General features: G+C 70.6%; 23 protein-coding genes. 12 read left to right on the top strand and 11 right to left on the bottom strand.

Annotated elements, in window-relative coordinates:
• Nucleotides 1-134: 134 nt before the first annotated feature.
• From ML01_RS00710 to pstS, 6 genes are all read left to right on the top strand, one after another.
• Nucleotides 135-2,186 (top strand): PAS domain S-box protein, encoded by a 2,052-nt coding sequence (locus ML01_RS00710; RefSeq protein ID WP_162267935.1) that lies wholly within the window; start codon nt 135-137, stop codon nt 2,184-2,186.
• Between the two features lie 490 nt (nt 2,187-2,676).
• Nucleotides 2,677-4,185, top strand: a complete 1,509-nt coding sequence (sufB, locus tag ML01_RS00705; RefSeq protein WP_082673807.1) for a Fe-S cluster assembly protein SufB — start codon at nt 2,677-2,679, stop codon at nt 4,183-4,185.
• 139 nt (nt 4,186-4,324) lie between these two features.
• On the top strand, nt 4,325-5,077 hold the full coding sequence (gene sufC / locus ML01_RS00700) for a Fe-S cluster assembly ATPase SufC (RefSeq protein ID WP_058553462.1): 753 nt from the start codon (nt 4,325-4,327) through the stop codon (nt 5,075-5,077).
• Nucleotides 5,074-6,426 carry a Fe-S cluster assembly protein SufD gene (sufD, locus tag ML01_RS00695; protein WP_082673806.1) on the top strand — a complete coding sequence of 451 codons (1,353 nt, stop codon included), beginning with the start codon at nt 5,074-5,076 and terminating at the stop codon, nt 6,424-6,426. Before sufC ends, sufD begins: the two co-directional genes overlap by 4 nt.
• A gap of 76 nt (nt 6,427-6,502) precedes the next feature.
• Nucleotides 6,503-6,928: an SUF system Fe-S cluster assembly protein gene (locus ML01_RS00690; RefSeq protein WP_058553461.1), complete on the top strand. Its 426-nt coding sequence runs from the start codon at nt 6,503-6,505 to the stop codon at nt 6,926-6,928.
• 228 nt (nt 6,929-7,156) lie between these two features.
• The gene (gene pstS / locus ML01_RS00685; protein ID WP_058553460.1) at nt 7,157-8,215 is read left to right on the top strand and encodes a phosphate ABC transporter substrate-binding protein PstS; all 1,059 of its coding nucleotides are present in this window, start codon (nt 7,157-7,159) and stop codon (nt 8,213-8,215) included.
• A gap of 39 nt (nt 8,216-8,254) precedes the next feature.
• On the opposite strand, the gene ML01_RS00680 is transcribed toward pstS, so the two are convergent.
• A complete protein-coding gene (locus ML01_RS00680; RefSeq protein ID WP_058553590.1) occupies nt 8,255-8,800 on the bottom strand; it encodes a CIA30 family protein in 546 nt (181 codons plus the stop codon).
• A 179-nt stretch (nt 8,801-8,979) separates the two neighbouring features.
• Between ML01_RS00680 and ML01_RS00675 the strand changes: the two genes are divergently transcribed.
• The gene (locus ML01_RS00675) at nt 8,980-9,381 is read left to right on the top strand and encodes a DUF302 domain-containing protein (protein WP_058553459.1); all 402 of its coding nucleotides are present in this window, start codon (nt 8,980-8,982) and stop codon (nt 9,379-9,381) included.
• Nucleotides 9,382-9,413: 32 nt separating this feature from the next.
• Here ML01_RS00675 and ML01_RS00670 read toward each other — a convergent pair whose 3' ends face one another.
• Nucleotides 9,414-10,016: a hypothetical protein gene (locus tag ML01_RS00670; RefSeq protein ID WP_162267934.1), complete on the bottom strand. Its 603-nt coding sequence runs from the start codon at nt 10,014-10,016 to the stop codon at nt 9,414-9,416.
• 131 nt (nt 10,017-10,147) lie between these two features.
• Here ML01_RS00670 and alaC point away from each other — a divergent pair, with 131 nt between their 5' ends.
• Nucleotides 10,148-11,431 (top strand): alanine transaminase, encoded by a 1,284-nt coding sequence (gene alaC, locus ML01_RS00665; protein WP_058553457.1) that lies wholly within the window; start codon nt 10,148-10,150, stop codon nt 11,429-11,431.
• 58 nt (nt 11,432-11,489) lie between these two features.
• Nucleotides 11,490-12,806: a homoserine dehydrogenase gene (locus tag ML01_RS00660; RefSeq protein WP_058553456.1), complete on the top strand. Its 1,317-nt coding sequence runs from the start codon at nt 11,490-11,492 to the stop codon at nt 12,804-12,806.
• Nucleotides 12,807-13,106: 300 nt separating this feature from the next.
• On the opposite strand, the gene ML01_RS00655 is transcribed toward ML01_RS00660, so the two are convergent.
• The 8 genes from ML01_RS00655 to ML01_RS00620 form a co-directional block, all read right to left on the bottom strand.
• Nucleotides 13,107-13,508 carry a hypothetical protein gene (locus tag ML01_RS00655; RefSeq protein ID WP_156427480.1) on the bottom strand — a complete coding sequence of 134 codons (402 nt, stop codon included), beginning with the start codon at nt 13,506-13,508 and terminating at the stop codon, nt 13,107-13,109.
• Nucleotides 13,509-13,544: 36 nt separating this feature from the next.
• Nucleotides 13,545-13,847 (bottom strand): DUF3240 family protein, encoded by a 303-nt coding sequence (locus tag ML01_RS00650; RefSeq protein ID WP_058553454.1) that lies wholly within the window; start codon nt 13,845-13,847, stop codon nt 13,545-13,547.
• A gap of 34 nt (nt 13,848-13,881) precedes the next feature.
• Nucleotides 13,882-16,965 carry an efflux RND transporter permease subunit gene (locus ML01_RS00645; RefSeq protein WP_058553453.1) on the bottom strand — a complete coding sequence of 1,028 codons (3,084 nt, stop codon included), beginning with the start codon at nt 16,963-16,965 and terminating at the stop codon, nt 13,882-13,884.
• Nucleotides 16,965-18,164 carry an efflux RND transporter periplasmic adaptor subunit gene (locus ML01_RS00640; RefSeq protein WP_254045099.1) on the bottom strand — a complete coding sequence of 400 codons (1,200 nt, stop codon included), beginning with the start codon at nt 18,162-18,164 and terminating at the stop codon, nt 16,965-16,967. The genes ML01_RS00645 and ML01_RS00640 overlap by 1 nt, the downstream gene beginning before the upstream one ends.
• A complete protein-coding gene (locus tag ML01_RS00635) occupies nt 18,161-19,396 on the bottom strand; it encodes a TolC family protein (RefSeq protein ID WP_162267933.1) in 1,236 nt (411 codons plus the stop codon). Before ML01_RS00635 ends, ML01_RS00640 begins: the two co-directional genes overlap by 4 nt.
• A gap of 244 nt (nt 19,397-19,640) precedes the next feature.
• Nucleotides 19,641-20,228 (bottom strand): diheme cytochrome c, encoded by a 588-nt coding sequence (locus ML01_RS00630; RefSeq protein ID WP_058553451.1) that lies wholly within the window; start codon nt 20,226-20,228, stop codon nt 19,641-19,643.
• A 32-nt stretch (nt 20,229-20,260) separates the two neighbouring features.
• Nucleotides 20,261-20,635 carry a DUF1924 domain-containing protein gene (locus tag ML01_RS00625; RefSeq protein WP_058553450.1) on the bottom strand — a complete coding sequence of 125 codons (375 nt, stop codon included), beginning with the start codon at nt 20,633-20,635 and terminating at the stop codon, nt 20,261-20,263.
• A 15-nt stretch (nt 20,636-20,650) separates the two neighbouring features.
• Complete coding sequence (locus tag ML01_RS00620) at nt 20,651-21,268, bottom strand: cytochrome b/b6 domain-containing protein (protein ID WP_058553449.1); 618 nt, start codon at nt 21,266-21,268, stop codon at nt 20,651-20,653.
• Between the two features lie 269 nt (nt 21,269-21,537).
• Here ML01_RS00620 and ML01_RS00615 point away from each other — a divergent pair, with 269 nt between their 5' ends.
• From ML01_RS00615 to ML01_RS00605, 3 genes are read left to right on the top strand one after another with little or no spacing between them, the layout of a single operon-like run.
• The gene (locus tag ML01_RS00615) at nt 21,538-21,873 is read left to right on the top strand and encodes a PepSY domain-containing protein (RefSeq protein ID WP_058553448.1); all 336 of its coding nucleotides are present in this window, start codon (nt 21,538-21,540) and stop codon (nt 21,871-21,873) included.
• Entirely contained in the window at nt 21,873-22,565 is a 693-nt protein-coding gene (locus tag ML01_RS00610; RefSeq protein ID WP_058553447.1) for a response regulator transcription factor, read from the top strand. The genes ML01_RS00615 and ML01_RS00610 overlap by 1 nt, the downstream gene beginning before the upstream one ends.
• On the top strand, nt 22,562-24,046 hold the full coding sequence (locus tag ML01_RS00605) for a sensor histidine kinase (protein ID WP_082673804.1): 1,485 nt from the start codon (nt 22,562-22,564) through the stop codon (nt 24,044-24,046). Before ML01_RS00610 ends, ML01_RS00605 begins: the two co-directional genes overlap by 4 nt.
• 43 nt (nt 24,047-24,089) lie before the next feature.
• Here the strand turns inward: ML01_RS00605 and ML01_RS00600 are convergent, their stop codons facing one another.
• Nucleotides 24,090-24,650, bottom strand: a complete 561-nt coding sequence (locus tag ML01_RS00600) for a Slp family lipoprotein (protein ID WP_256363604.1) — start codon at nt 24,648-24,650, stop codon at nt 24,090-24,092.
• Nucleotides 24,651-24,744: the final 94 nt, after the last annotated feature.

Below are 24,744 nucleotides of genomic sequence, written 5' to 3'. Positions count from 1 at the left end.
TCGGCCACGATAACCGACTGGTTCCAAGGGTCGAAAGACCAAAAAGGGTCGAAAGACCAAAACGGGAATCGCGTTCCTCCGTTCGCGCCGGACCGCCGTGCGGCACACCACCCCCAAGCACTTGGACAGGGCCCGTGACGCAAGAGCAACCGTTTCCTGAACCGATTTCGCACGCGCCCGATGCCGCCGAGATGCGCGACGAGCGCCCGCGCGACGGCGCCGAGCTTGCGCCGGCAAAGTACGAGGCGCTGTTCCGGAATTTTCCGCTCGGCATCACAGTCTGTGATCGCGACGGTGCCATCGTCGAGGCCAACCCCGCCTCCGAGCGCATGCTCGGCATCCCGGCGTCCACGCACGGCGGGCGCTTCATCGACGGACCGGAATGGCGCCTGGAGCGGCCCGACGGCTCGCCGCTGCCGCCCGCGGAATATGCTTCGGTGCGCGCCTGCCGCGAGCGCGTCGTCGTCCGCGATCAGGAAATGGCGCTGGTGGCGGCGGACGGCACCCGGCGCTGGCTCAGCGTCAGCGCTGCGCCGCTCGCGGTCGGCGACCTCGGCGCGCTGGTGGTGTACGAGGACGTGACCGAGCGCAAGCGCCTCCAAGCCGAGCGCGCGGCGGCGCAGGCGCTCCGCGAGAGCGAGCGGCGCTTCCGGCTCATGGCCCACCAACTGCCGCTCATGGTCTGGACCTACGACCCCGACCAGGCCTGCACCATGATCAACAAGATCGCGTGCGGCTGGTTCGGCGTGTCGGAGGAGCGGCTGCTCGGCCGGGGCTTCATCGATTTCCTGCACCCCGACGACCGGGACGCCTACCTCGCGACCTTCGCGGCCGGCATTGCGGCGCGGCTTGCGACCCAGGCGCAGTGCCGCGCGCGCCATGCCGACGGGAGCTGGCGCTGGATCGAGTCGCATGGGCAGCCTGTGCTCGGCGCGGACGGCGACTATGCGGGCATGCTCGGTGCCAGCTTCGATGTCACGGAGCGCAAGCAGGCCGAGGAGGCCTTGCGGCGCTCCCACGACGCGCTGCAGCAATACGCCGGCCAACTGAGCCGGCTCGCGTCCCAGTTGACGCTCGCCGAGCAGCGCGAGCGCGAGCGCCTGGCGAAGCTGCTGCACGACCACCTGCAGCAGCTCCTGGTCGGCGCCGTGTTCGGCGTCGATCGCCTCATGCGGCGGCTCGCCGGACCCGACGCCCCGGACGGCGCCGCCGATACGCTCGCCGGCGTCAAGGATCTGCTCAACCAGTCGGTGGAGGCGGCGCGCACGCTGGTGGCTGACCTGAGCCCGCCCATCCTGCACGAGGGCGGCCTCGGCTCCGCGCTGGAATGGCTGGCGCGCCAGATGGAGGCGCGCCACGGCCTCGCCGTTGCGTTGTGGTTGGATGCGGACGTGGAGCCGCAGCGGGAGGACGTGCGGCGCGTGCTGTTCGAATCCGTGCGCGAGGCGCTCTTCAACATCGTCAAGCACACCGACTGCGACTCGGCGCAGGTGCGCATGGCGCGGTGCCTGGACGGTCACCTGTGCATCGAGATTCGCGATCATGGCGCCGGCTTCGATCCCGCCGGCATCGACACCGGCGAGCATGCGGGGACCGGGCTCGGGCTGCTCGCCATGCGCGAGCGGCTGCGCTGTCTCGGCGGCGCCTGCCGCATCGAGTGTTGCGCGGACGGCGGCACGCTGGTGACCCTGACGACGCCGCTCGACGCCGCACCGCAGGAGTCCGAGCCCGCGCCTGATCTCGTCGCCACGGCCCCGGGCGCGGTCTGCGCCGTGCCGGGCGCCGAGGGCGTAGCGGGCGGCGCCATCACGGTGCTGCTCGTGGACGACCACGTGATGATGCGCCAGGGCCTGCGGGCCCTGCTTGCCGATGAGCCCGGTCTCGTCATCGTCGGCGAGGCCGGCGATGGCCGCCAGGCGCTCGACATGGTGGCGCAACTGCGGCCCCGACTGGTGCTGATGGACTATTCGATGCCGCACATGGACGGCATCGAGGCGACGCGACACATCCGCCGGCACTGGCCGGATGTGTGCGTCATCGGCCTCTCGATGTACCAGGAGGCCGACCGTGCCGCCGCCATGCTCGGTGCGGGCGCGCGTGCTTACGTCGACAAGACCACGGGCGCGGATGCGCTGCTTCGCACTATCCGCGCCACGCTGACGGACTGCGCTGCGCCGCAGAGCTGAGCCGACCGCGACCGCCCGCCGCCGCGCCGTTGGACTGGCCAGGTGCGTCGGGGTAGGGATCGGCATCGGGATCGGTCGCCTCTCGGTACGATTTCGATGGCGATAGCGAGCACGCTAGGGGGCCGAGGGCCAAGGGAGCCCTCCTCGGCCCTCGGCCCTCGGCCCTCGGCCCTTTGCCCCTTAGCCCTCGCCCCTCTGCCGATGGCATCTGCGCCCATCGCTGCGATAATGACGGTCACGTGAACAACTGCCGAGCGACGCGGCCGGCGCGGGACGGAGTCCCAGCGCCATGCCGCGCGTTCGCGGAGTCGGCGACACCCTTGAAAGCCATCGTTGGCGCAGTGACCTTTGCGCGACACCAAGGCCGCGCGCGGCGGTGCTCAGACCGGAAATCCGCGGCTGCCGGAAGTTTCCTTGCGATCAGCGCCTTGATTCCGCGCCGCGGCACAATACTATAACCAAGCAATCTACTCAGAAATCGGAGCGAGCCATGAGTGCAGCAACGCTAGAAGAAGTCCTCCCCGGCAAGGCCGAGCAGCGCGGTCCCTCGCAGAAGACGGCCGAGGCGGAAGCGGAGTACGGCCACCTGGTGCAGGCCGAGTACGAGCACGGCTTCGTCACCGAGATCGAGTCCGACACCCTGCCGCCCGGGCTTGATGAGTCCGTCATCGCGGCCATCTCCCAGCGCAAGGGCGAGCCGCAGTGGATGCTCGACTGGCGGCTCGCGGCCTACCGCAAGTGGCTCGACATGCCGACGCCCAAGTGGGCCGCCGTGCACTATCCGCCCATCGACTACCAGGCCATCTCGTACTTCTCCGCCCCGAAGAAGAAGGAGCTGAAGAGTCTGGACGAGGTGGACCCCATCCTGCTCGAGACCTACGAGAAGCTCGGCATCCCGCTGGAGGAGCAAAAGGCGCTGGCCGGCGTGGCCGTGGATGCCGTGTTCGACAGCGTTTCGGTGGCGACGACCTTCCGCTCGGCGCTTGCCGAGGCGGGCGTGATCTTCTGCTCCATCTCGGAGGCGGTGCACGAGTATCCGGAACTGATCCAGCAGCATCTCGGCAGCGTCGTGCCCCCCACCGACAACTTCTATGCCGGACTCAACGCCGCGGTGTTCACGGACGGGACCTTCGTCTACATCCCGAAGAACACCCGCTGCCCGATGGAGCTCAGTACCTACTTTCGCATCAACACCGCCAACACGGGGCAGTTCGAGCGCACGCTGATCGTCGCCGACGAGGGCAGCTACGTCAGCTACTTGGAGGGCTGCACGGCGCCGCAGCGCGACGAGAACCAGTTGCACGCGGCGGTGGTGGAGCTGATCGCCATGGACAACGCCGAGATCAAGTACTCCACGGTGCAGAACTGGTACCCCGGCGACGCGGAGGGCCGCGGCGGCATCTACAACTTCGTCACCAAGCGCGGCGACTGCCGCGGCGTCAACTCCAAGATTAGTTGGACCCAGGTGGAAACTGGTTCGGCCATCACCTGGAAGTACCCGAGCTGCATCCTGCGCGGCGACAACTCGGTGGGCGAGTTCTACTCGGTGGCCGTCACCAAGGGCCGGCAGCAGGCGGACACGGGCACCAAGATGATCCATCTGGGCAAGAACACCCGCTCCACCATCGTCAGCAAGGGCATCTCGGCGCAGCACGGCATGCAGTCCTACCGTGGGTTAGTGCGCATCGCGGCCAAGGCCGAGGGCGCGCGCAACCATACCCAGTGCGACAGCTTGCTGATCGGCGACAAGTGCGCGGCCAACACCTTCCCGTACATCGAGGTGAAGAACCCGAGCGCGCAGATGGAGCACGAGGCCACCACGTCGAAGATCAGCGACGATCAGCTCTTCTACTGCCGCTCCCGCGGGCTGTCGGAGGAGGACGCCGTGTCCATGATCGTCAACGGCTTCTGCAAGGAGGTCTTCAACGAGCTGCCGATGGAGTTCGCGGTGGAGGCGCAGAAGCTGCTGAGCATCAGCCTCGAGGGCGCCGTCGGCTGACCGCTGTCGTTCGCCTTAAGACGAGAATCGCGCCGCGCCCTCGGGGGCGGCCCAACACAACATGCAAGCCACATCGGACCGGTCACAGGCTGCTCATGGGTCTGGTGCGGTGCGGTGCAGTAAGCCGACGGAGTCAAACATGCTGTCTGTTCAAGGCCTGACGGCCAAGGTCGACGACAAGGAGATCCTGCGGGGTCTCGATCTGGAGGTGGGCGCCGGCGAGGTGCACGCCATCATGGGGCCGAACGGCTCCGGCAAGAGCACGCTTGCGCATGTGCTCGCGGGTCGCGAGGGCTACGAGGTCACCGGCGGCAACGTCAGCTTCCAGGGCAAAGACCTGCTGGCGCTCGACCCCGAGGAACGCGCCTGTCTCGGCCTGTTCCTGGCCTTCCAATACCCGGTCGAGCTGCCGGGCGTCAATAACACCTATTTCCTCAAGGCCGCGCTCAATGCCAAGCGCCGCTACCACGGCGAAGAAGAGCTCGACGCCGTGTCTTTCCTGCGGCTCATCAAGGACAGGCTCAAGGTGCTGCATCTGGATGATTCGCTGCTGAAGCGCCAGGTGAACGTCGGGTTTTCGGGCGGTGAGAAGAAGCGCAACGAGATCTTCCAGATGGCGCTGCTGGAGCCTGGGCTCGCGATTCTCGATGAGACTGACTCCGGGCTCGACATCGATGCGCTGCGGGTCGTCGCCAACGGCGTCAACGCGCTGCGCAGCCCCGAGCGCTCGATGATCGTCGTCACGCACTACCAGCGCCTGCTCGACTACATCGAGCCCGACGTGGTGCACGTGCTCGCGAAGGGCCGCATCATCCGCTCCGGCGGCAAGGAGCTGGCGCTGGAGCTGGAAGAGAAAGGTTACGGCTGGATCGTCGACGAGGCCGCGGCATGAGCGCGCCGGCACTGAAAACCGCACCCGCCGCGGTGCCCGCGGCCGGCGCCCCCGGCCCCTTCGCCGCGTGGCTGCCGGCGGCGGTGCCGGCCGGGGAGCCGGACTGGCTCACCACCGCCCGCAGCGCCGCCGCCGCACGGGTCGCGAGCGCAAGTGTGCCGACGAACAAATCCGAGGACTGGCGCTATACCGGGCTGCGAGCGCTGCTGGAGCAGGGCTTCACGCCGGTGGACGAGCCGCTCACCGCACTCCTGCCGGACGACATCGAGGACGTGCTGCTGCCCGGTCTCGATGCCCACCGCGTCGTCTTCGTCAACGGCCGCTTCGCGCCGCAGCTCTCCGTGCTCGAAGGGCTGCCGGCGGGCCTACGCATCGGCGGCCTGCGCGCAACCCTGGCCGAGGACCCCGACGCCCTACGCGAGGTCCTGACGGCGGTCGCCGGCGACGGCGCCCATGTCTTGACCGCACTGAACACCGCGGGCTTCGACGATGGCCTGGTGCTGCTGGCCGCGCGTGGCGTGCAGGTCGAGAAGCCCATCGAGCTGCTCAACCTGTCCGTGGGGCTCGACGAGCCGCGCGTCGCGCAGCCGCGTCACGTCGTAGCCCTCGGCGATGCTGCGCAGGTGACCCTGATCGAACGCTACCTGAGCCTGGGCGACGCGCTCTATTGCAACAACGTGCTGCTCGAGCTGGACCTCGGCCGTGACGCCGTGCTGAGGCATCGGCGCATCCAGATCGAGAGTCCGAGCGCCTTCCACGTTTCCGGGGTGTACCTCCGTCAGGGCGCCAACAGCCGCTACGACGGCATCAACATCGGCATGGGCGGGCGCTGGTCGCGTACCGACCTCGTCATGCGCTTCGGCGGCGAGCGTGCGGAGTGCGACCTCAAGGGCCTGTACCTGGCGGGCGATCAGCAGCTCATCGACTATCACCTCGATGTCCGCCACGAGCTGCCGCGTTGCACGAGCCGCGAGAACTTTAAGGGCATCGTCTACGGCAAGGGTAAGGCCGTGTTCGATGGCTTGGTCTATGTCGCCAAGGACGCGCAGCAGAGCGACGCCGAGCTGTCGAACCGCAACCTGCTGCTGGCGCCGAGCGCCGAGGTGGACACCAAGCCGCAGCTCGAGATCTACGCGGACGACGTGAAGTGCAGCCACGGCACAACCGTCGGGCAGATCGAGCCCGAGATGCTGTTTTACCTGCGCTCCCGCGGCATTGCCGAGGGCCTCGCGCGGCGCATGCTGTGCCTGGGCTTCGCCGGCGAGATCATTGATGCCTTGGGCAGCGCGGCGATTGTCGAGCACGTGGCGGATGCCGTGGGTCGGCGGTTGGAAGCCGCGCCGCTCTGAGTCGAGACCCGAACAGCGGACCTGAACCAAAGCCAGCCCGGGCCGGCGCGCCCGGGGTTGTAACGGTGGTGATGTGATGAACAGACTTGCGCGTTTCGCCGGCTTCGGCGCCGGTGACAAAGAGGGCGTGGACCGCGACCACACGCTGGTGGGCGGCGGCGCGGACTGCGCCGTGGCCGAGCCTGTCGCGCCCACGGGCGAGGCCTTGCGGGAGCCGATCATTGCGGCGCTGCGCAAGGTGCACGACCCCGAGATCCCAGTGAACATCTACGATCTGGGGCTCATCTACAAGATCGACATCGCCGACAGCGGCAACATCGCCATCGACATGACCCTGACGGCGCCCGCCTGCCCCGTCGCCGGCCTGATGCCGGTGATGGTCAAGGATGCCGTGAAGACCGTCGACGGCGTCAACGAGGTCGTCGTCGATCTGGTCTGGGACCCGCCCTGGGGCCCGGACACGATGTCCGACGAGGCCAAGCTCCAGCTCGGCATGCTGTAGCACGGTGCAGGGCCGAGGGCCGAGGATATCCGCCTCGGCCCTCGGCCCTCGGCCCTCGTGTCGCTGCGTATGTGACCAAAAAACGACCGTTAGATGACGCTCCAGCGGTAGCGGCGGCGCAAGCTCGGCTCATACACTCCGCGGCCATGGCGGGGCAGTTCCCCGTCGCCGGGGGCACCGTCCCCCACCTGTGCCATCCCATCACCGCTGCGGAGCCTAGACACCACCATGCATCACACCCGCCGCCCGAGGTCCATCCTGGGCCATCTCCTCATGGCCTTGTTCCTGGTCGTGCTCGCCGCCCCCGCCGCGGCGGGGCAGCAGCCGGAGACGAAGACGCTCAAGCTCATCGGCGCCGGCGCGAGCTTTGCCGCCCCGCTGTATCTGCGCTGGTTCCGCGACTACTACCTGGCGCATCCGCAGGTCGAGGTAGACTACCAGACCATCGGCAGCGCCGGCGGCGTCAAGGACCTGATCGCGGGCCGTATCGATTTCGCCGGGACGGACCTGCGGTTTACCGACGAGGAGGCCGCTCAGATCCCGGGGGGCGTTACCCAGGTGCCGATGGCGGCGGGCGGCATCGCGGTCATCTATAACATCGATGGCGTGTCGGACCTCAAGCTTAGCCGTAGCGCGCTTGCGGGCATCTTCTCCGGCACCGTCGCGCGCTGGAATGACCCGGCCATCGCCGCCACCAACCCGGGTGCGGCGCTGCCGGACCTGCCCATCACCGTCGTCGGCCGCGCCGACACCGGCGGCACCAGCTACAAGTTCGTCCGCTATCTGGGTGCCATCGATCCGGCCTTTGCTGAGGCGGTCGGCACGACCATGTCGCCGAGCTGGCCCAAGGCGCTGAAGGAGCGCGGCGGTCTGGTGCGCGGGCGCGGCAATGACGGCGTTGCCGCCAGCGTGCGGGCCATCCCGGGCAGCATCGGCTATGTCCAGTACGCCTTCGGCTTCCTGCCCGGACTCAAGATGGCGGCGCTGGAGAACCGCGCCGGCAAGCTGGTGGCCCCGGGCACGGAGGCCTTCGAGGCGGCGTTGCGCTCCATCTACGAGGACCAGCGCATCGAGAACGCGGCCGATCCGGCCGGCGATGATGCTTATCCCATGGTTGCCGTCACCTGGCTCGCCTTCCGCAACGAGTACGAGGATCCGGCCAAGCTCACGACGCTAAAGGATATCGTCGCCGAGGCGATGGGCCCCGGGCAGGCGGTGACGGAGCAACTGGGCTATGTGCCGTTCCCTGCGCCGGTCATCGACTACGTCGAGTCGCAGCTCAAGTAGGCGCGACGCAGAGCCGGCGGAGAGCCGGCGCAGCCGGGCTCAGCGATAAAAACCGATCTCATCCACGCAGAGCTCGGCCTGCATCGCGCGCCCGATGGCGACGATGCCGAGGCGCTTTAACCGCGTCACGTCCAGCGCCGGCACCAGCCGGTGCGGCGTGAAGGCGGCGAAGGGCAGTCGTACCTCGCGCCAGGTGTCGTCGGCGACGAACTCGGCGCGGTAGGACTGCCAGGGCATGGTCGTGGCGGCGGTCTTGAGGTGCAGGTTGTAGACCTCGCCGTTGCCCCGCACCACGAGGCGGATGCCCGTGTAGGTGCTGGCGTCGAGCCGTGCAGGCGTGCCGAGGTCCAGGTTCACCTGCACGAAGCCGCCGTTGTTCGCGAGGCTCACGTCGCCGGTCATGCAGAGCAGGCTGCGGCCGTCCTGCTCGCTGCGCGCCATGCGGCCGGTGGACACGCCGCCCATCACCTGGTCCGTGACCAGCCGCCATGGGGTGCCGAGCCGGGACTGCCCGTCGGCAAAGTCGTCGATGAGCCCGTCCGGGTCTCCGCCGCTCACGGTGCCGGCGCCGAGCACGGTCGTCATGAACAGGGTCCTCAGCAAGGTCGAAAGTCGCTTCTGCATGCCCGACAGTCTGCACCGCTCGCGTTGGGCTGTCACCTCGCGGTCGTTGCAATTGCGCCGGGCGGATCGACCTTTCGAGCTGGCGCGGGGCCGGCCCGGCGGCGGCCGCGCCGGCAAGACCACAACCTGAGGAGATTGAGATGTACGGTTTTTCGACGATTATGGACACCGGCCTCGACACCGGTTTCGAGGACGGCGTCGCCCGTGTCACCGAGGCGCTGAAGGCCGAGGGCTTCGGCGTGCTGAGCGACATCGACGTCGCCGGCACGCTGAACAGCAAGCTCGACGCAGGCATGCGGCCCTATCGCATCCTCGGCGCCTGCAACCCGGCGCTCGCCCAGCGGGCGATCGCGGCGGAGCCTGATATCGGGCTCCTGTTGCCGTGCAACGTCGTGGTGCGGCAAGAGGCGGATGGGCGCACCGCGGTGCTGTTCATGGACCCGGGCGCAGTGCTGTCGCTGGTGGACAAACCGGAGGTCGCGACCCTGGCGGCCGAGGTACGCGCGCGGCTGGAGCGGGTGCGGGCGGCGCTGGAAGGCTGAGCTGCGGCTCGCCGGCGGCGCTGGGGCGTGGCTCAGGCGCCGAGCGCCGCCCGTAGCGCACGCCAGTCCAGGCGCTCGCCCGGGCCCCCGGGCGCCGTGCTGCGGTAGTCCGGCAGGCGCATGCCCGCGCCGATGGGCGGCCAGGGCGGCGGCGGATGCAGCCAGTCGCCGGTTGGGCTGCGCATGTGGCTGCGGTCGCTCGCGAAGTGTGCCCGATAGTCCGCGGCCGGCACGACCCGGAACAGCGGCTGCATGTCCGCGGGCAGGCGCTCAAGCAACGGAAAGGTGCCCGCGAGCCAGGTCAGCGCCGGCACCGGCAGGCCGAGGCGCGTGTCGAGGTCCCAGAGCCGGTCGCTGCCGTCGAGCACCACGACGTGGTAGTCCCACCAGCACAACTGCCCCGGCGGTGCCGCACGCTGCGCCGCGAGCGGGCAGAGGCCGCCCCGGCTCAACACGAACAGCACCCGGTGCGGCCCCTTGCCGAGCGCGGGGTCCGCGCAAAGCCACCAGGCGTTCTCCTCGCAATAGTAGGGGTGGTAGCGTAAGCCTGCCGCGGCCGGGTGCGCGGGCTCACCGGCCGGGGATTGCGGGCACTGGCTGTTGCTCACGAAGGCGCTGTCTGTCGGCTGGCTCAAGAACGGCAAAGCTCGGGTAGGGCGCGACGGTGCATTGGGCCGGCGTTGACGATGGGGACCACGTTTGAATCCGACCCTGCTGCGGTTACACTCTCAGCCCTTTATCTACGCGGAAACCGCCGAGGTCCACAGTGGTCGCCCCCCAGCCGAACTTCCGCCGCATTGAGCGGCTGCCGCCCTACGTCTTCAACATCGTTAACGAGTTGAAGGCCGCGGCACGCGCCCGGGGCGAGGATATCATCGACTTCGGCATGGGCAACCCGGACCAGCCGACGCCGCAGCACATTGTGGATAAGCTCGTGGAGGCCTCCGGCCGCCGCGACACCCATCGCTATTCGGTCTCGCGCGGCATCCCGCGGTTGCGCCGCGCCATCGCGCGCTGGTACGCGACCCGCTACGGCGTCGAGCTGGATCCGGCCACGGAGGCCATCGTCACCATCGGCTCCAAGGAGGGCCTGGCGCACCTGGCGCTGGCGACCATGGGCGCCGGTGACACGGTGCTGGTGCCGAACCCGGCCTATCCGATCCACCCCTACGGCTTCATCATCGCCGGCGCCGACGTGCGCCATGTGCGCCTGACGCCGGATGTGGATTTCTTCCAGGAGCTGCAGGACGCCATCGCGAGCTCCTGGCCGCGGCCGAAGATGCTGGTGCTGAACTTCCCGGGCAATCCGACGACAACCTGCGTGGAGCTGGACTTCTTCGAGCGCGTCATCGAGATCGCGCGCGAGCACGGCATCTGGGTCGTGCACGACATCGCCTACGCGGACATCGTCTTCGACGGCTACACCGCTCCCTCGATCCTGCAGGTGCCGGGCGCCAAGGACCTGGCCGTGGAGTTCTTCTCCATGTCCAAGAGCTACAACATGCCCGGCTGGCGCGTCGGCTTCATGTGCGGCAACAAGGACTTGGTCGCGGCGCTCGCGCGCATCAAGAGCTATCTGGACTACGGCACCTTCACGCCCATCCAGGTGGCCGCCATCCATGCGCTGGAAGGCTCCCAGCAGTGCGTCGCGGACATCCGCGCCATGTACCAGCGACGCCGCGACTGCTTGTGCGACGGTCTCAACGACGCCGGCTGGCGCGTGCGTCGGCCGAAGGCGACCATGTTCGTCTGGGCGAAGATCCCGGAGCCGTATGCAAGCGAGCTCGCGGTGCGCAAGACGGCCGGCGAGATCAAGTCCATCTCGCTGGAATTCGCGACCAAGCTGCTCGCGGACGCGAAGGTGGCCGTGTCGCCCGGCATCGGCTTCGGCGATCACGGTGACGACCACGTGCGCTTCAGCCTGATCGAGAACGAGCACCGCACGCGTCAGGCCGTACGCGGCATCAAGCAGATGTTCCGCGAGGACGCACGCGCAGCGCAGGCCGCCGAGCAGCCGGCGCCCGCGGTGCCGGACTCGCAGCCCGCATGAGCGCGCCGGGGCGCAGCCTCAGTCATCGCGCCGATCACGAACAAACAGAGGACAGACGATGGAACCGGTGAATATCGGACTCCTGGGCCTCGGCACCGTCGGCGGCGGCACCGTCACGGTGCTGACCCGCAACGCCGCCGAGATCGCGCGCCGCGCCGGGCGCGGCATCCGCATCGCCCACGCCGCCGCCCGCCAGTACGACCCGGAGCGCATCAGCGGCCTGGACAGCATCGGGCGCATCGGCGACGACGCCTTCGCCGTCGTTGATGACCCCGACGTCGCCATCGTCGTCGAGCTGATCGGCGGCTATTCGCCGGCGCGCGAGCTGGTGCTGCGTGCCATCGCCAACGGCAAACACGTCGTGACCGCCAACAAGGCGCTCATCGCGCTGCATGGCAACGAGATCTTCGCCGCGGCGCAGGAGCAAGGCGTCGTGGTGGCCTTCGAGGCCGCAGTGGCCGGCGGCATCCCCATCATCAAGGCCCTGCGCGAGGGTCTGGCGGCCAACCACATCGAGTGGATCGCCGGCATCATCAACGGCACCGGCAATTTCATCTTGACCGAAATGCGCGACAAGGGCCGGGACTTCGCCGACGTGCTCGCCGAGGCTCAGGCCCTCGGTTACGCCGAGGCCGATCCGACCTTCGACGTCGAGGGCATCGACGCCGCGCACAAGCTGACTATCCTGGGCTCGCTCGCCTTCGGCATTCCGCTCCAGTTCGAGCGCACCTTCACCGAGGGCATCAGCCGCATCGAGGCGCAGGACGTCGCCTACGCCGCCGAGCTCGGCTATCGCATCAAGCACCTAGGCATAGCACGGCGCACGCCCGACGGCATCGAGCTGCGCGTGCATCCGACGCTGATCCCGCACCGCCGGCTCATCGCCAACGTCGACGGCGTCATGAACGCCGTGCTGGTCAAGGGCGACGCCGTGGGGCCGACGCTCTACTACGGCGCCGGTGCCGGGGCACTGCCGACGGCCTCCGCGGTGGTGGCCGACATCGTCGATGTGGTGCGCGCGCTGACCACGGACCCGCACAACCGCGTGCCGCACCTGGCCTTCCAGCCCACGGAGCTGGCCGACACGCCGGTGCTGCCCATGGCGGACGTCGAGACCGCGTATTACCTCAGGCTCACGGCGCTCGACCGCCCCGGCGTCATGGCCCGCATCGCCGGCATCCTGGGCGAGGAGGGCATCAGCATCGAGGCCATCAAGCAGAAGGAGCCGGCTGCCGGCGAAACGCACGTGCCGCTCATCATGCTCACCCACCGCGTGCGCGAGGCGCGCATGGACCGGGCGCTCACCCGCATCGGCGAGTTGGACGCGGTCGCGGGCCACATCATGCGCATCCGCATGGAGACGCTCGCGGGGTGAGATGCGGCCGGCGGGCGCGGCGCCATCTTCTCCACTCCAAAGGACCGACCGTGACCGAGGCGGAGCTGCGTACGGTCCTGGAGGGCATGGCCGTCCCGTTCTGGAAAGATTGGCCTTCTGGATCGGGACCGTGCTCGGCGTGCCCGGGGTTGCGCTCGCGGGATTACCATGAAAGTCGCGCGCGGCGCGCTCCTTAGCCCTGCGCGCCCTCTGGGAGAGGGCCGGTTGCGGCTGCAGTCCGACGTGCTGGAAGCGACAACCAGCCTGACCTTGGGGTGCTCCATATTGGCGGTACTTCCCCTATTTCTGGTGCGCGATCTGCACCGAGCTGCCGGCGGGCGGGTCCACCGGCAGGCGCACGTAGAAATGGGCATCGCTTGACTGCAGGTTTCGCCGCATCGGCTTGGTCGTTTTCTCGGCGAGCACGACGCCGTCGGGGCCGAGGACCCTGACCTCGACCGCCCCTGGCGCCAGCATGCGCATTGACGGCACGTGCTCGATGTCGCCGCTCACGCTGAGTGCGCCGGCATCGCGTCGCACCTGTACCCGGTGCACCTCGTAGCGGCTCCCGGCGGATGTCTCTATGGCGAGGTCGGCTTCGGTGCGCGACGCCGGCTGCGTTGCGCACGCCGTCAGTGCCAGTGCCAGTACGCAGGACAGCAACGCGGCAGGTCCGGCGGTTCGATAACAGATTGTCGTCATGGATGCGCTCCCGGGGTCAGTCCCCGATGGGTTTCGTCAGTCGATTCGGCCGGCGGCGTGAATGGGCGCCAGCCAGTAGTGGATGCCGCTGCCGCCGAAGGCCGCGGACAGGTCGTCGATCAGCGCGTGCGCGCGTTCTTCACTCAGCTCCAGCAGGAACAGCACACGCCGGCTGCGCCCGGCCACCTGCTCGGCCAGGGTCATGGAATGCTCCGAGGACCCATGCCCGGCCACGGCCATGCTCGTGAACCCCGGCGGGTCGCCGCGCTCCAGCAGCCACTCCGACAGGCTGTCCTCGACCTTCGGCGAGCAGATCAGATAGAGCAGGCATAGGGACATAGGCCAATCTCCGTCAGTGACTACGGTTTTACGCTCAGCCGAAACGCCGGTAGAGCATCGGCAGCAGCACCAGCGTCAGCACCGTCGAGGACACGAGCCCGCCGATGACGACGATGGCGAGCGGCTGCTGGATCTCGGAGCCGGGGCCGCTGGCGGACAGCAGCGGTGCCAAGCCGAACGCGGCGGTGGTGGCGGTCATCAGCACCGGGCGCAGGCGGCGCATGGCGCCTTCGACGACCACCTCCTCCATGGGCCGGCCCAGCGCTCGCAGTTGGTTGAACCAGGTCACGAGCACCACGCCGTTCAGCACGGCGATGCCGAGCAGCGCGATGAAGCCCACCGACGCCGGCACGGACAGATAGACGCCGGTGATGGACAGCGCGAAGACGCCGCCGATGAGCGCAAACGGGATGTTAGCCAGCACCAGCAAGGACTGGCGCACGGACCCGAAGGTGGAGAACAGCACCAGAAAGATCAGCACCAGCGCCACCGGCACCACCAGCGCGAGGCGGGCCGCCGCACGCTGCTGGTTCTCGAACTCGCCGCCCCACTCGATCCAGTAGCCGGTGGGCAACGTCACCTGCTCGGCGACGGCGGCGCGGGCCTCCTCGACGAAGCCCACCAGGTCGCGCCCGGTCACGTTTGCGATCGCCGTCGCCATACGGTTGCCGAGCTCGCGCGACAGCACCACCGGCCCCTCGGCGCGCTCCATGTGCACCAGGTTTTCGATGGGGACGGAGCGCCCGTCCGGCAGCGCGAGCCGCAGGCCCCGAAAGCGCGCCGGCGACGTGCGCAGCGCCTCGGAGCCGCGGATCACCAGCGGCCGGCGCTTGCCCTCGCGGTAGACCGTGCCGATGGGCAGCCCCTCCACCTGCGCGCGCAGCATGGCCGCGAGCGCGTCGGCATCCACGCCGAGCCGGCCGGCCTCCAGGCGGTCGATGACCAGATTCAGGTACTGCGCGCCCTCGTTGCGGGGCGTGAAGACGTCCTCGGCGCCGTCGATGCGCCCGAGCACGGCGACGATCTCCTCCGTGACGCGGTTCAGGGTGTCCTGATCGCCGCCGAACACCTTCACGGCCAGGTCGCCGCGCACGCCGGTCAGCATCTCCGACACGCGCATCTCGATGGGCTGCGTGAAGGCGTAGTCGAGCCCCGGAAAGTCCTCCAGCACGGCGCGGATGGCATCGATGAGGTCGTCCTTGCTCGCAAACCGCCATTCCTCCGGCGGCGCCAGCACCAGAAAGCTGTCGGTCTGGTTCAGCCCCATCGGGTCCAGCCCCAGCTCGTCGGAGCCGGTGCGGGCGACGACGCCGCGCACCTCCGGCACTTGCGCCATGATGGCCCGCTGCACGCTGAGGTCGATGTCGAGCGATTGCTCCAGATTGATGGACGGCAGCTTCTCCAACTGCACGATGAGATCGCCCTCGTCCATGGTCGGCATGAAGGTCTTGCCGACACCCAGGTACAGCGCGCCCGCCACCACCAGCAGCGCCAGCGCGAGCACGATGACCACCCATTCGTGCCGCAGCGCCCAGCGCAGCGACGGCGCGTAGATGCGAAGCAAGAGGCGCACCAGGCGCGGCTCCTGCGCGTGGCCCTTGCCGAGCAGGTAGGACGCGAGCACCGGAATCACCGTCAGCGACAGCACCAGCGCGCTCGCGAGCGCGAACACGATGGTCAGCGCCACGGGCACGAACAGCTTGCCCTCCAGCCCCTGCAGGGTCAGCAGCGGCAGGAAGACGATGATAATGATGAGCGTGCCGGAGGCCACCGGCACCGCCACCTCTCGCGTCGCGCGGAAGATCAGGTGCAGCCGCGGCAGCCGCTGCGCGCGGGCCGCGCCGTCGGCGTGCTCGCCGCCGCCGGCGCGCGAGAGCTGCGTCACGATGTTCTCGACCACGACGACGGCCGCATCCACCAGCATGCCGATGGCAATCGCAAGCCCGCCCAAGGACATCAGGTTCGCGGACAGGCCGAACCAGCGCATGAGCACGAAGGTCGCGAGCGCCGCAAAGGGCAGGATCAGCGCCACCGTCAGCGCCGCGCGCAGGTCGCCCAGGAACAGCACCAGCATCAGCATCACCAGCACCACGGCGTGCGCCAGCGCCGTGCTCACCGTGGTGACGGCGCGGTCTACGAGCTGGCCGCGGTCGTAGAAGACCTCGATGTGGACGCCCGCCGGCAGCGCCGGGGCGAGCTCGTCGAGCTTGGCCTTCACCGCCGCCACCACCTCGCGGGCGTTGGCGCCGCGCAGCCCGAGCACCAGCCCCTGCACGGTCTCGCCCTCGCCGTTGCGCGTGACGGCGCCGTAGCGGGTCAGCGCGGCGTAGCGCACCTCGGCGATGTCGCGCACCCGCACCGGCTGGCGGGCGTCGCCGCCGACGACGATGGCGCCTAAGTCGTCCAGGGTCTTGATGGCGCCTTCGCTGCGCACCAGCAGCACCTCCTCGCCGTCGGCGAGGCGCCCGGCGCCATCGTTGCGGTTGCTCGCCGTCACGGCGGCGCCGAGCTGCTCCAGGCTGATGCCGGCGGCGCTCATGCGGGCGTTGTCGGGCTCGATCTCGTAGGTGGTCACGAGGCCGCCGAGCGCGTTCACGTCCGCGACGCCGGGCACCGCGCGCAGCGCCGGGCGGATGGTCCAGTCCAGCAGGTCGCGCTTCTCGGCCAGCGTCAGCCCGTCACCTTGGATGCTGAACATGAACATCTCGCCGAGCGGCGTGGTCAGCGGCGCGAGGCCGCCGTCGACGCCGTCCGGCAGGTCGCCGCGGATGGCGGCGAGCCGCTCCGCCACCTGCTGGCGCGCCCAGTAGATGTCCGTGCCCTCGGCGAAGTCCACGGTGATGTCCGTGAGACCGTACTTGGCGATGGAGCGCAGCATGGTCTGGCCCGGGATGCCGAGCATCTCGACCTCCACGCGGCTGGTGATGCGCGTCTCGATCTCCTCCGGCGTCATGCCGGGCGCCTTCATGACGATCTTGACCTGCGGCACCGACACGTCCGGAAACGCATCGATCGGCGTGCTCAGAAAGGCGTACCAACCGGCGGCGGCGAGGCCGAGCGCAAGCAGCAGCGTGAACGCCCGCTGGGTGAGCGAGAAGGCGATGAGACGGGCGAGCATCAGTGCGCGGCCTCGCCGTCGGCCGCGGCGGCCTCCTCGGCCGTCGCCTCGGCCCCGAGCCAGGCGGCCTTCAGCTCGATGACGCCGGCGACGACGACGCGCTCGGCCGTCGTGAGCGGACCGGACAGGACGGTCTCGCCCTCCTCCTCCGCGACCAGCGCCACCGGCAGCGGCGCGAAGCCCTCATCCCGCGCAACGAACACATAGGTCGCGCCACCCTGGCGCACCACCGCCGCCGCCGGCACGCGCCAGCGCTCGCCGGCGGCGGTCGCGGTGGCGAGCTGCACCTCGACGAACTGGCCGGGGCGCAGCCGCTCCGCGCCGTCCGTGACCTTCGCGCGCACCAGCACGCCTTGGTCCTCGCCGTGCACCAGACGGCCGACGGTGACGATGCGCGCCTCGATGCCGGACTCCGACAGCAGCGCGCGGCTGCCGGTGCCGATCCCTTCGAGCTGCTCCACCGGCACGTGCACCTCGACCCACAGCGCGCTGAGATCCGCGATCTGATACAGCGGCGCCGCGGCCGGCACGGACTCGCCGGTGCCGACCATCTGCTCCAGCACCACGCCGCCGATGGGCGCGCGCACCGGCAGGCTGGAGGTCAGGGTGCGGGTCTCGGCCAGGCGGTCGATGTCGGCCTCCGACATGCCCGCCAGCGCCAGCACCTGGCGGCGCTGCGCGGCCAGGGTCTGCAGCTCATCCCGGCGCGCGCGGCTTTCCAGCAGCCGGCGCTCCGCGATGACGCCCTCGCGCTGGAGCATGCGGTCGCGGGCGACCTCGCTCTCGGCCAGCGTGAGCCGGGTCAGGGCTTCCAAGTAATCGCTCTGGATGGCAACCAGATCGGGGCTCTGCAGCCGCGCGAGCAACTGGCCCGCCGTCACCTGCTCGCCCTCGGCCACCAGCAGCGACTCGATGACGCCGGCCTGGCGCGCGGCCACCACCTGCAACTGCGGGTTCGGCACGGCGACACGGGCGGGCCAGCGGCGCGTCAGCGTGCTCGCGGCGGGCACCACCGGCGCGAGCTCGATGCCGAAGGCGCGCTGCTGCTCCGGCGTCAGCGACACCGGCTCGGCGGCCCAGCCGGCGAGGCTCGCCAGCCCCGCCAACGCGGGCAGCAGCACGACGGCGAGGCGCCGGGCGCGGCGGCGCGGACCGGCAACGGCGCGTGCAAGAACGGTTCTCGAGGTGTTCGACATCATTCGGGCAGGATTCCCAAGGCTTGATTGACGCGGGCCAGCGCCTGGCCCTGCTCGGCGCGCCGGAGCGCCAGATCCAGTTGTGCTTCGCGTGCACGGCGCTCGGCGAGCAGGCGTTCCGAGAGGTCCGTCTCGCCGAGCTCAAAGCCCCGCTCCGCCACCGCGAGCGCGTCCGCGGCGAGCCGCGCGCGCGCCTCGGCGACAGCGAGCGCTGCGGCGGCGCCGCGGCGGCCGAGCACCGCCTCCACCAGCTCCCCCTCGGCGGCGCGCCGCAGGCGGTGCAGCTCGGCGAGCTGGTCGGTGACCTCGCGCTCGCTCGCGGCCAGCGCCGGTGCCGCGTGGCTGCGCAGCCCGAACGGGATGGAAACCTCGACCTGCACGGTGTTGTCGCCATCCAGCCGCGGGTCGTCGCGCACCCGCACGCCGCCCAGGCTCAGGATCGGATGGCCGCGACGCTCGCTCGCCACGCGGTCGCGCTCGGCGCGCGCCCGCCCTAGGGCCGCGTTGGCGGCGACGAGCAGCGGGTGGTGCTCCGGCAGCAGCGGCGCGGGCGCATCTGCTGTGGCCGCATTGCCGCCGGGCTCCGGCGGCAACGGCAGCTCCGTGCGCCCGGTCAGCGTCGCGTAGGCGGCCTCCGCCCGGGCGAGGTCCGCGTCGGCGGTGGTGAGCTCGGCGGCGCGCGCAAGCGTCTCCTGCTCGGCCGTCAGCAGGTCCAGCCGCGCCAGCTCGCCGGCCGCATAGCGCTTCGCGACGACGGCCTGGAGCGCCTCTGCGGCCGCGTAGGCCGTGCGCGCCTGGTCGGCCTGCACCTTGGCGAGCGCGACCTCCCAAACGGCGTCACGCACGGCGCCCGTGACCTCCCAGCGCAGCAGCCCGGCCAGCGCATCGGCGCGCACGCCGAGTGCGCGGGCCAGCTCCAGCCGCGCGCGGCGCTGGCCCGGCAGCCACAGCGGCAGCTCCACGAGGGCTTCGAGCGCATAGGCGCCGGCGTCCGCGTTGAACTGGTCGGTGACGCCTTTGAGCCGCAGCCCCGGGTCCGCGGCGGTGAAGGCGCCGGCCTGTTGGCGCACGGCAGCGGCCTCACCGCGCAGCGCGTCGGCGCGCACGAGCTGTCCGGCCGCTGCGAGCGTGCCCTCGACGACCTCGGCGAGGCTCGGGCGCGCGCCCTCTGCCGGGGCGTCGGCAGGCGCCGCGGGGGGCGGCAGCAGCGCGATCAGGCAGAGGAGTCCGGGCAAGAGCAATCGCGCTCGGCCAGCTCGTCGCTGTGTTGGGGCATGGGGCATAGCGCAAGGCACTGGAGATGATGGGTTGGGCTGCGCCGGGACTGTCGCGGCACCGATCGGTCGGCGGCTGATGCAGCATTGACGGTAGCCGCCGAACCTGAACCCAAGCTGAATGCGACCGGCGCGCTCGGCCGGCGTCGGCACGGCGCGCTCGGTCGCATCCGGTCTCGGCGTCGGCAGCGCGGCGGCGCGAGACTCAGTCGTCCCAGCGGCCGACGCCCGGGATGTTGACGCGATGCTCGTTGTAGACGCCCTCGTCCGCACCCTGATGGCAGGCGTTGCAGTTGCTGAGGCTGCCCACGTCCGGGTTGCCGGCGACCATGCGGGTCGGAATCTCGTGGTGCTCGTTGCGGAAGTAGCGGGTCGCGGTGATGCGCGGCAGCGCCTCGGTGCCGGCATCCCCCACCGAGAAGGCCCGCGCCCGGGACTTGCCCGAGCGCTCCGCCGCGTTGGCGGCGAGATAGCCCGCGATCTCCGCGCGCAGGTCCGTGGACAGCGAGGCGTCGTCGCCATAGTGATCCCCGAGCGCCTCGGGGGCCATGATCTGCCGCCAGGCGTCCATCGGCAGCAGGCCCGGCTGATAGGCCATGTGGCAGGCGCCGCATTCCTCGGCGTAGGCGGCGTTGGCGACGGGCTGCACGTCCTCGCCGGGCTCCACCCAACCACGCTTGTGGTGCTCATGGTGGTCGTCATCGTCGTCGTCATCGCCGACGGCGAGCCCGGCGGCGCCGAGCGCCAGCAGGGCCGCGGTGAGGCCGCCGGCCAGGACAAGGGTTGCTTTCATGGGTTGCTCTCCGGTGTGGTCGGTGCGTCGGGTCACTGGCTGGCGATGTAGGCGAGGAAGTCCGCCTTCTCCGCGGCCGTGCATGCGCGGCCGAGCGTCCAGTTGCAGTTGCGCCGCAGCCACTTCTCGACCTTGGCCTCATCGGTGAGCCGGGCGGGGTTGACCGACGGTGCGAGCGGCTTGATGGGCTTGCCCGTCGTCGCGTGCCGGCCCGGCCCGGTCAGGTCCTCGCCGTGGCAGCTCGCGCAGCTACGGGCTTCGCCGCCGCCCGCCTGCGAGTGCTGCGCGGCCCAGGCCGCGGCGCCGGCGGCGGCATCGCCGGCCGCTGCCGCCGGCACGGCAGCGGCAGCCGCGAGCAGGCCGGCGCAGAGCAGCGAAACGGACCGATGGGGGTTGGTGTTGGTCATCGTGCCGTCCTCCGGTCAGTCGCGGCGCTTGCGGCCGCTCAGCATGCCGCCGACGAGGTTTTCGCGATGCGCGAGGCTTGAGAACAGCACGCCGGCCACATGCAGCACGATGAAGCCGAGGGTCAGGTTGGCCAGCACCTCGTGGGTCTCTTCCAGCACCTCGCCCGTCGCGGCGGACGTGCCCGCCATGAGCGGCGCCAAGGGGCCGGAGAGCTCCTGCGCGCCGTACAGCGCCATGCCGCTGAGGCCGGTCAGGCCCACCAGCAAGAGCAGCGCGACGACCATCGCGCCGCCCGCGGGGTTGTGGCCCAGGTAGCGCGGCGCTTTGAGGCGCAGCGCGTCGCGGATGTAGCCGAGCACCTGCCGCGGCCCGCGGACGAAGTCCGTGAAGCGCGCGTGGCGCGTGCCGATGACGCCCCAGACCAGGCGCACGGCGATCAGCGTCAGCACCAGATAGCCGGCCCAGACGTGCACGCCGAGAAGATCGTCCTCGACGATGAAGGCCGTCGCGAAGCCCCCCACCAGGGACCAGTGGAAGATGCGCACCAGCAGGTCCCAGACCCGTACGCGGCTGGCGTCGGACTGGCTGGCGGGTGCGGCGCCTGCACCGCCGGTCAAGGTCTGCAACGTCATGGCGAGTCGCTCCGTTGTCTGCAAAGATGCATGCACATCGCGGCTGCCGCCCGGCGTCGGACCCTTGCCCGGCGGCCTCGGCAGCACGCTTGCGATGCAGAGTACCGAGCGGCTACTGACCGATCCCTGTACGGCCCTGTCAGCCTTTCGTCAGGTGGCAAGGCACACCATGCTCGGGCGGCAGGGCCGCGCACTGCGTGCCGAGCGGGCGCCGCGCGCGGCCCGCCGCAACCCCGAGGCAACAGGCGCAACAGCGCCGGAGCAACGTCATGCAACCGCTCCTGCCGACCGCGGCCCGCCGCGCCCGTCCCTGGGCGCTGCTGGCCGTGCCGCTGCTGCTGGGGTCCGTGGACCCGGCCGGCACGCATGAGCATGACCACGACCGCGCCCGCGCCGCGCTCGCCCGCGGCGAGGTCCGCCCGCTGGCCGAGATCCTGACCGTGGTGCACGCCGCGATGCCGGGCGACATCGTCGAGGTCGAGCTGGAGCGCGAGCACGGCCGCTGGGTCTACGAGCTCAAGGTCATCACCCCGGACGGCCGCCGCTTGGAGGTGCTGGTGGACGCGGCCACCGGCACCGTGCTGGAGCACGAGGAAGACGACTGATGCGCATCCTGCTGGTCGAAGACGACCCGCGCGTGGCGGCCGCCGTGGCCGCGGCGCTCGCGGCCGCCGGCTTCGTCGTCGAGCACAGCGCCGACGGCGAGGACGCCTGGTTCCGCGGCGACACCGAGAACTGGTCCGCCGTGATCCTGGACTTGGGTCTGCCGGGCATGGACGGGCTCGCGGTGCTGCGGCGCTGGCGCGAGGCCGGCCAGCGCTTTCCGGTGCTGGTGCTCACCGCCCGCGGCGACTGGCACGAGCGCGTGGAGGGCATCGACGCCGGCGCCGACGACTATCTGCCGAAGCCCTTTCGCATGGAGGAGCTGCTCGCGCGGCTGCGCGCGCTGGTGCGCCGCGCCGCCGGCCAGGCCTCCGCGGTGGTGCAGGCGGGCGGGCTCGCGCTCGATACGCGGCGCATGCAGGTGAGCCGCGACGGCGTGCCGGTGCACCTCTCGCCCACGGAGTACCGGCTGGTGGCCTATCTGATGCAGCACGCGGGGCGCGTGGTGCCGCAGTTGGAGCTGACCGAGCAGCTCTACGCGCAGGACTTCGAGCGTGAGTCCAACGCCGTGGAGGTGCTCATCGGGCGCGTGCGGCGCAAGCTCGGCAGCGGGCTCATCGAGACCCGGCGCGGCTTCGGCTACGTCATCGAGCCGGATGCGCCGGACGCCGCCGCGCCCGCCGACCCGCCGTGAACCGCAACTCGCTGCGCGCACGGCTCGCCGTCGCGGCGCTCCTGTCCATCACGCTGGCGCTGCTGGTGGCGGCGGCGAGCCTGGTGATCCTGTTCGAGCGGCATGTGGAGCGGCGCATCGGCAGCGAGCTGACGAGCCGACTGAACCAGCTCGCCGCCGCCGTGCACATCGCACCGGACGACGGCGCGGTCAGCGTCGAGCAGCCCCCGCAGGACCCGCGCTTCGGCACCCCGCTCGGCGGACTCTATTGGCAGGTGGACGACAGCGAAGCCGGCAGCGCCGGCGTCGGCCTGCTGCGCTCGCGCTCGCTCTGGGACACAACGCTGGCGCTGCCGCAAGACGCACTGGCGGCAGGCGAGGTGCACACGCACCGACTACCCGGCCCGGGCGGACAGGCGCTCCTGGTGCGCGAGCGCAGCATCCGGCTCGGCGGCGCACCGAGCGCGGACGCAAGCGGCGCAGCGCGCACGCTGCGCCTGGCCGTGGCCGAGGACCGCGCCGAGCTGGTGCGGGCGCGCAACGCCTTCGCCGCGGACATGCTGCCGTACCTCGGCGTCATCGCTCTAGTGCTGGGGCTCGCCACCTGGGCGCAGATCCGCGCCGGGCTGGCGCCGCTGGAAGCGCTGCGCAAGGGTGTCTACGCCGTGCGTGCCGGCACCGCGGAACGGCTGCCGGAGCACTATCCGGACGAGGTGCAACCGCTGGTGGCCGAGGTCAACGCGCTGCTCGCCGCGCGCGAAGCGTCCATCGTGCAGGCGCGCAGTTGGACGGCCGATCTGGCGCACGGCCTCAAGACGCCGTTGAGCGCCCTGGCGGCGGACGCCGACCGGCTGCGGCAGCAGGGCAATCCGGCGCTGGCAAACGACCTGGAGCAGCTTGCCCTGCACATGCGCCGGCGCGTCGATCGGGAGCTGATCCGCGCCCGCATGCGCTCCGGCTCGCACGCGCGCCCCGCCCGGGCAGATGTCTCGGAGGCCCTGAACCGCGTGCTTGGCACGCTCAAGCGCACACCGGACGGTGCCCGGTTGGCATGGCGCGTGGCCGGACCGAACGTCGGTGCCGTAGCCCTGCCCGCCGAGGATCTGCTCGAGCTGCTCGGGAACCTGCTCGAAAACGCGGCCAAATGGGCTCGTCGGCAGGTCGATGTGCAGGTCGCCGCCACGGCCGCAGGCGGCGGCGATGAGATACGGGTCGCCATCGCCGACGACGGCCCGGGCATCGCCCCGGACCAGTTGCACCGGCTCGGCCAGCGCGGGCTGCGTCTCGACGAGCAAAAGGCCGGCAGCGGTCTCGGCCTTGCCATCGCACGGGACATCGTGGCGGCGTACGGCGGCGAGATCGACTTCGGCCATGCCGAGATCGGCGGACTCGCCGTGCGGGTCTGCCTGCCCGCCGCGCCGGAGCCAACGGCCGAGGGCGGCGGGCGGAGCTTGCGCGAGCGCGCTGAACTGCCCCGCTCGGCCCTGCGTCCCTTACGCTGATAGTCCTGAACAAACCGTCGAAGAGGGATCGCCGCGCTCCCCGTCACCAGTACCAAGGCCGATGCCAGGGCCCGAAGCCGGGTCCGTACCAGGGCCCGAAGCGGGAGCCCGGCCAGCCGCCGTACCACGGGTCGTACCACGGGCTTGGGTATGGCGCGCGGACGCTCTCCGGCTTTGCCCACAGGTGCCTGCCGGTGGCGCGCACGACGGGGTAGCGATACGGGTAGTCGCCGACATCGTGCGTCTCGACGCCGGTGACGGTGCCGCTGACCGTCAGCAGGCGCCCCTCGGGATAGGTGGCCGGGTCCAGGAAGCCATCGAAGCGGGCGATGAAGCGGCCAAGCCGCGCGTCGTCGCCGCTGTCCTGCGCCGGCTCGCCGGCGGCGTCCAGCGGCCAGGCGAGGAGCTCGATGTCGGTGTTGGCAGCGTCGTTGCGCACGGCGAGGATGCGCCCGCCCCAGCGCACCGGCGTGCCGACGTAGCGCTCCGGTGCCGCACGGACGGCGGCAGCCGTGACCGGCGCCGGGGCCGGCGTGCGGATGTCTTGTGGCACCCGCGCCGCACAGCCGAGCATGAGCAGCGTGCCGAGGACGGCGAGCGCGATGGCGCCGCGCGCGTGCCCGATCGCGCACGGCCGAGTCCACGGTGCCCGGCGCCTGGCCGCTGACCACCGCCCGCCCCGGTACCCGCTGTACGCC

Source organism: Thiohalocapsa sp. ML1, assembly GCF_001469165.1.
GTDB lineage: Bacteria > Pseudomonadota > Gammaproteobacteria > Chromatiales > Chromatiaceae > Thiohalocapsa.
This window is presented reverse-complemented; position numbering and strand designations above follow the sequence as displayed.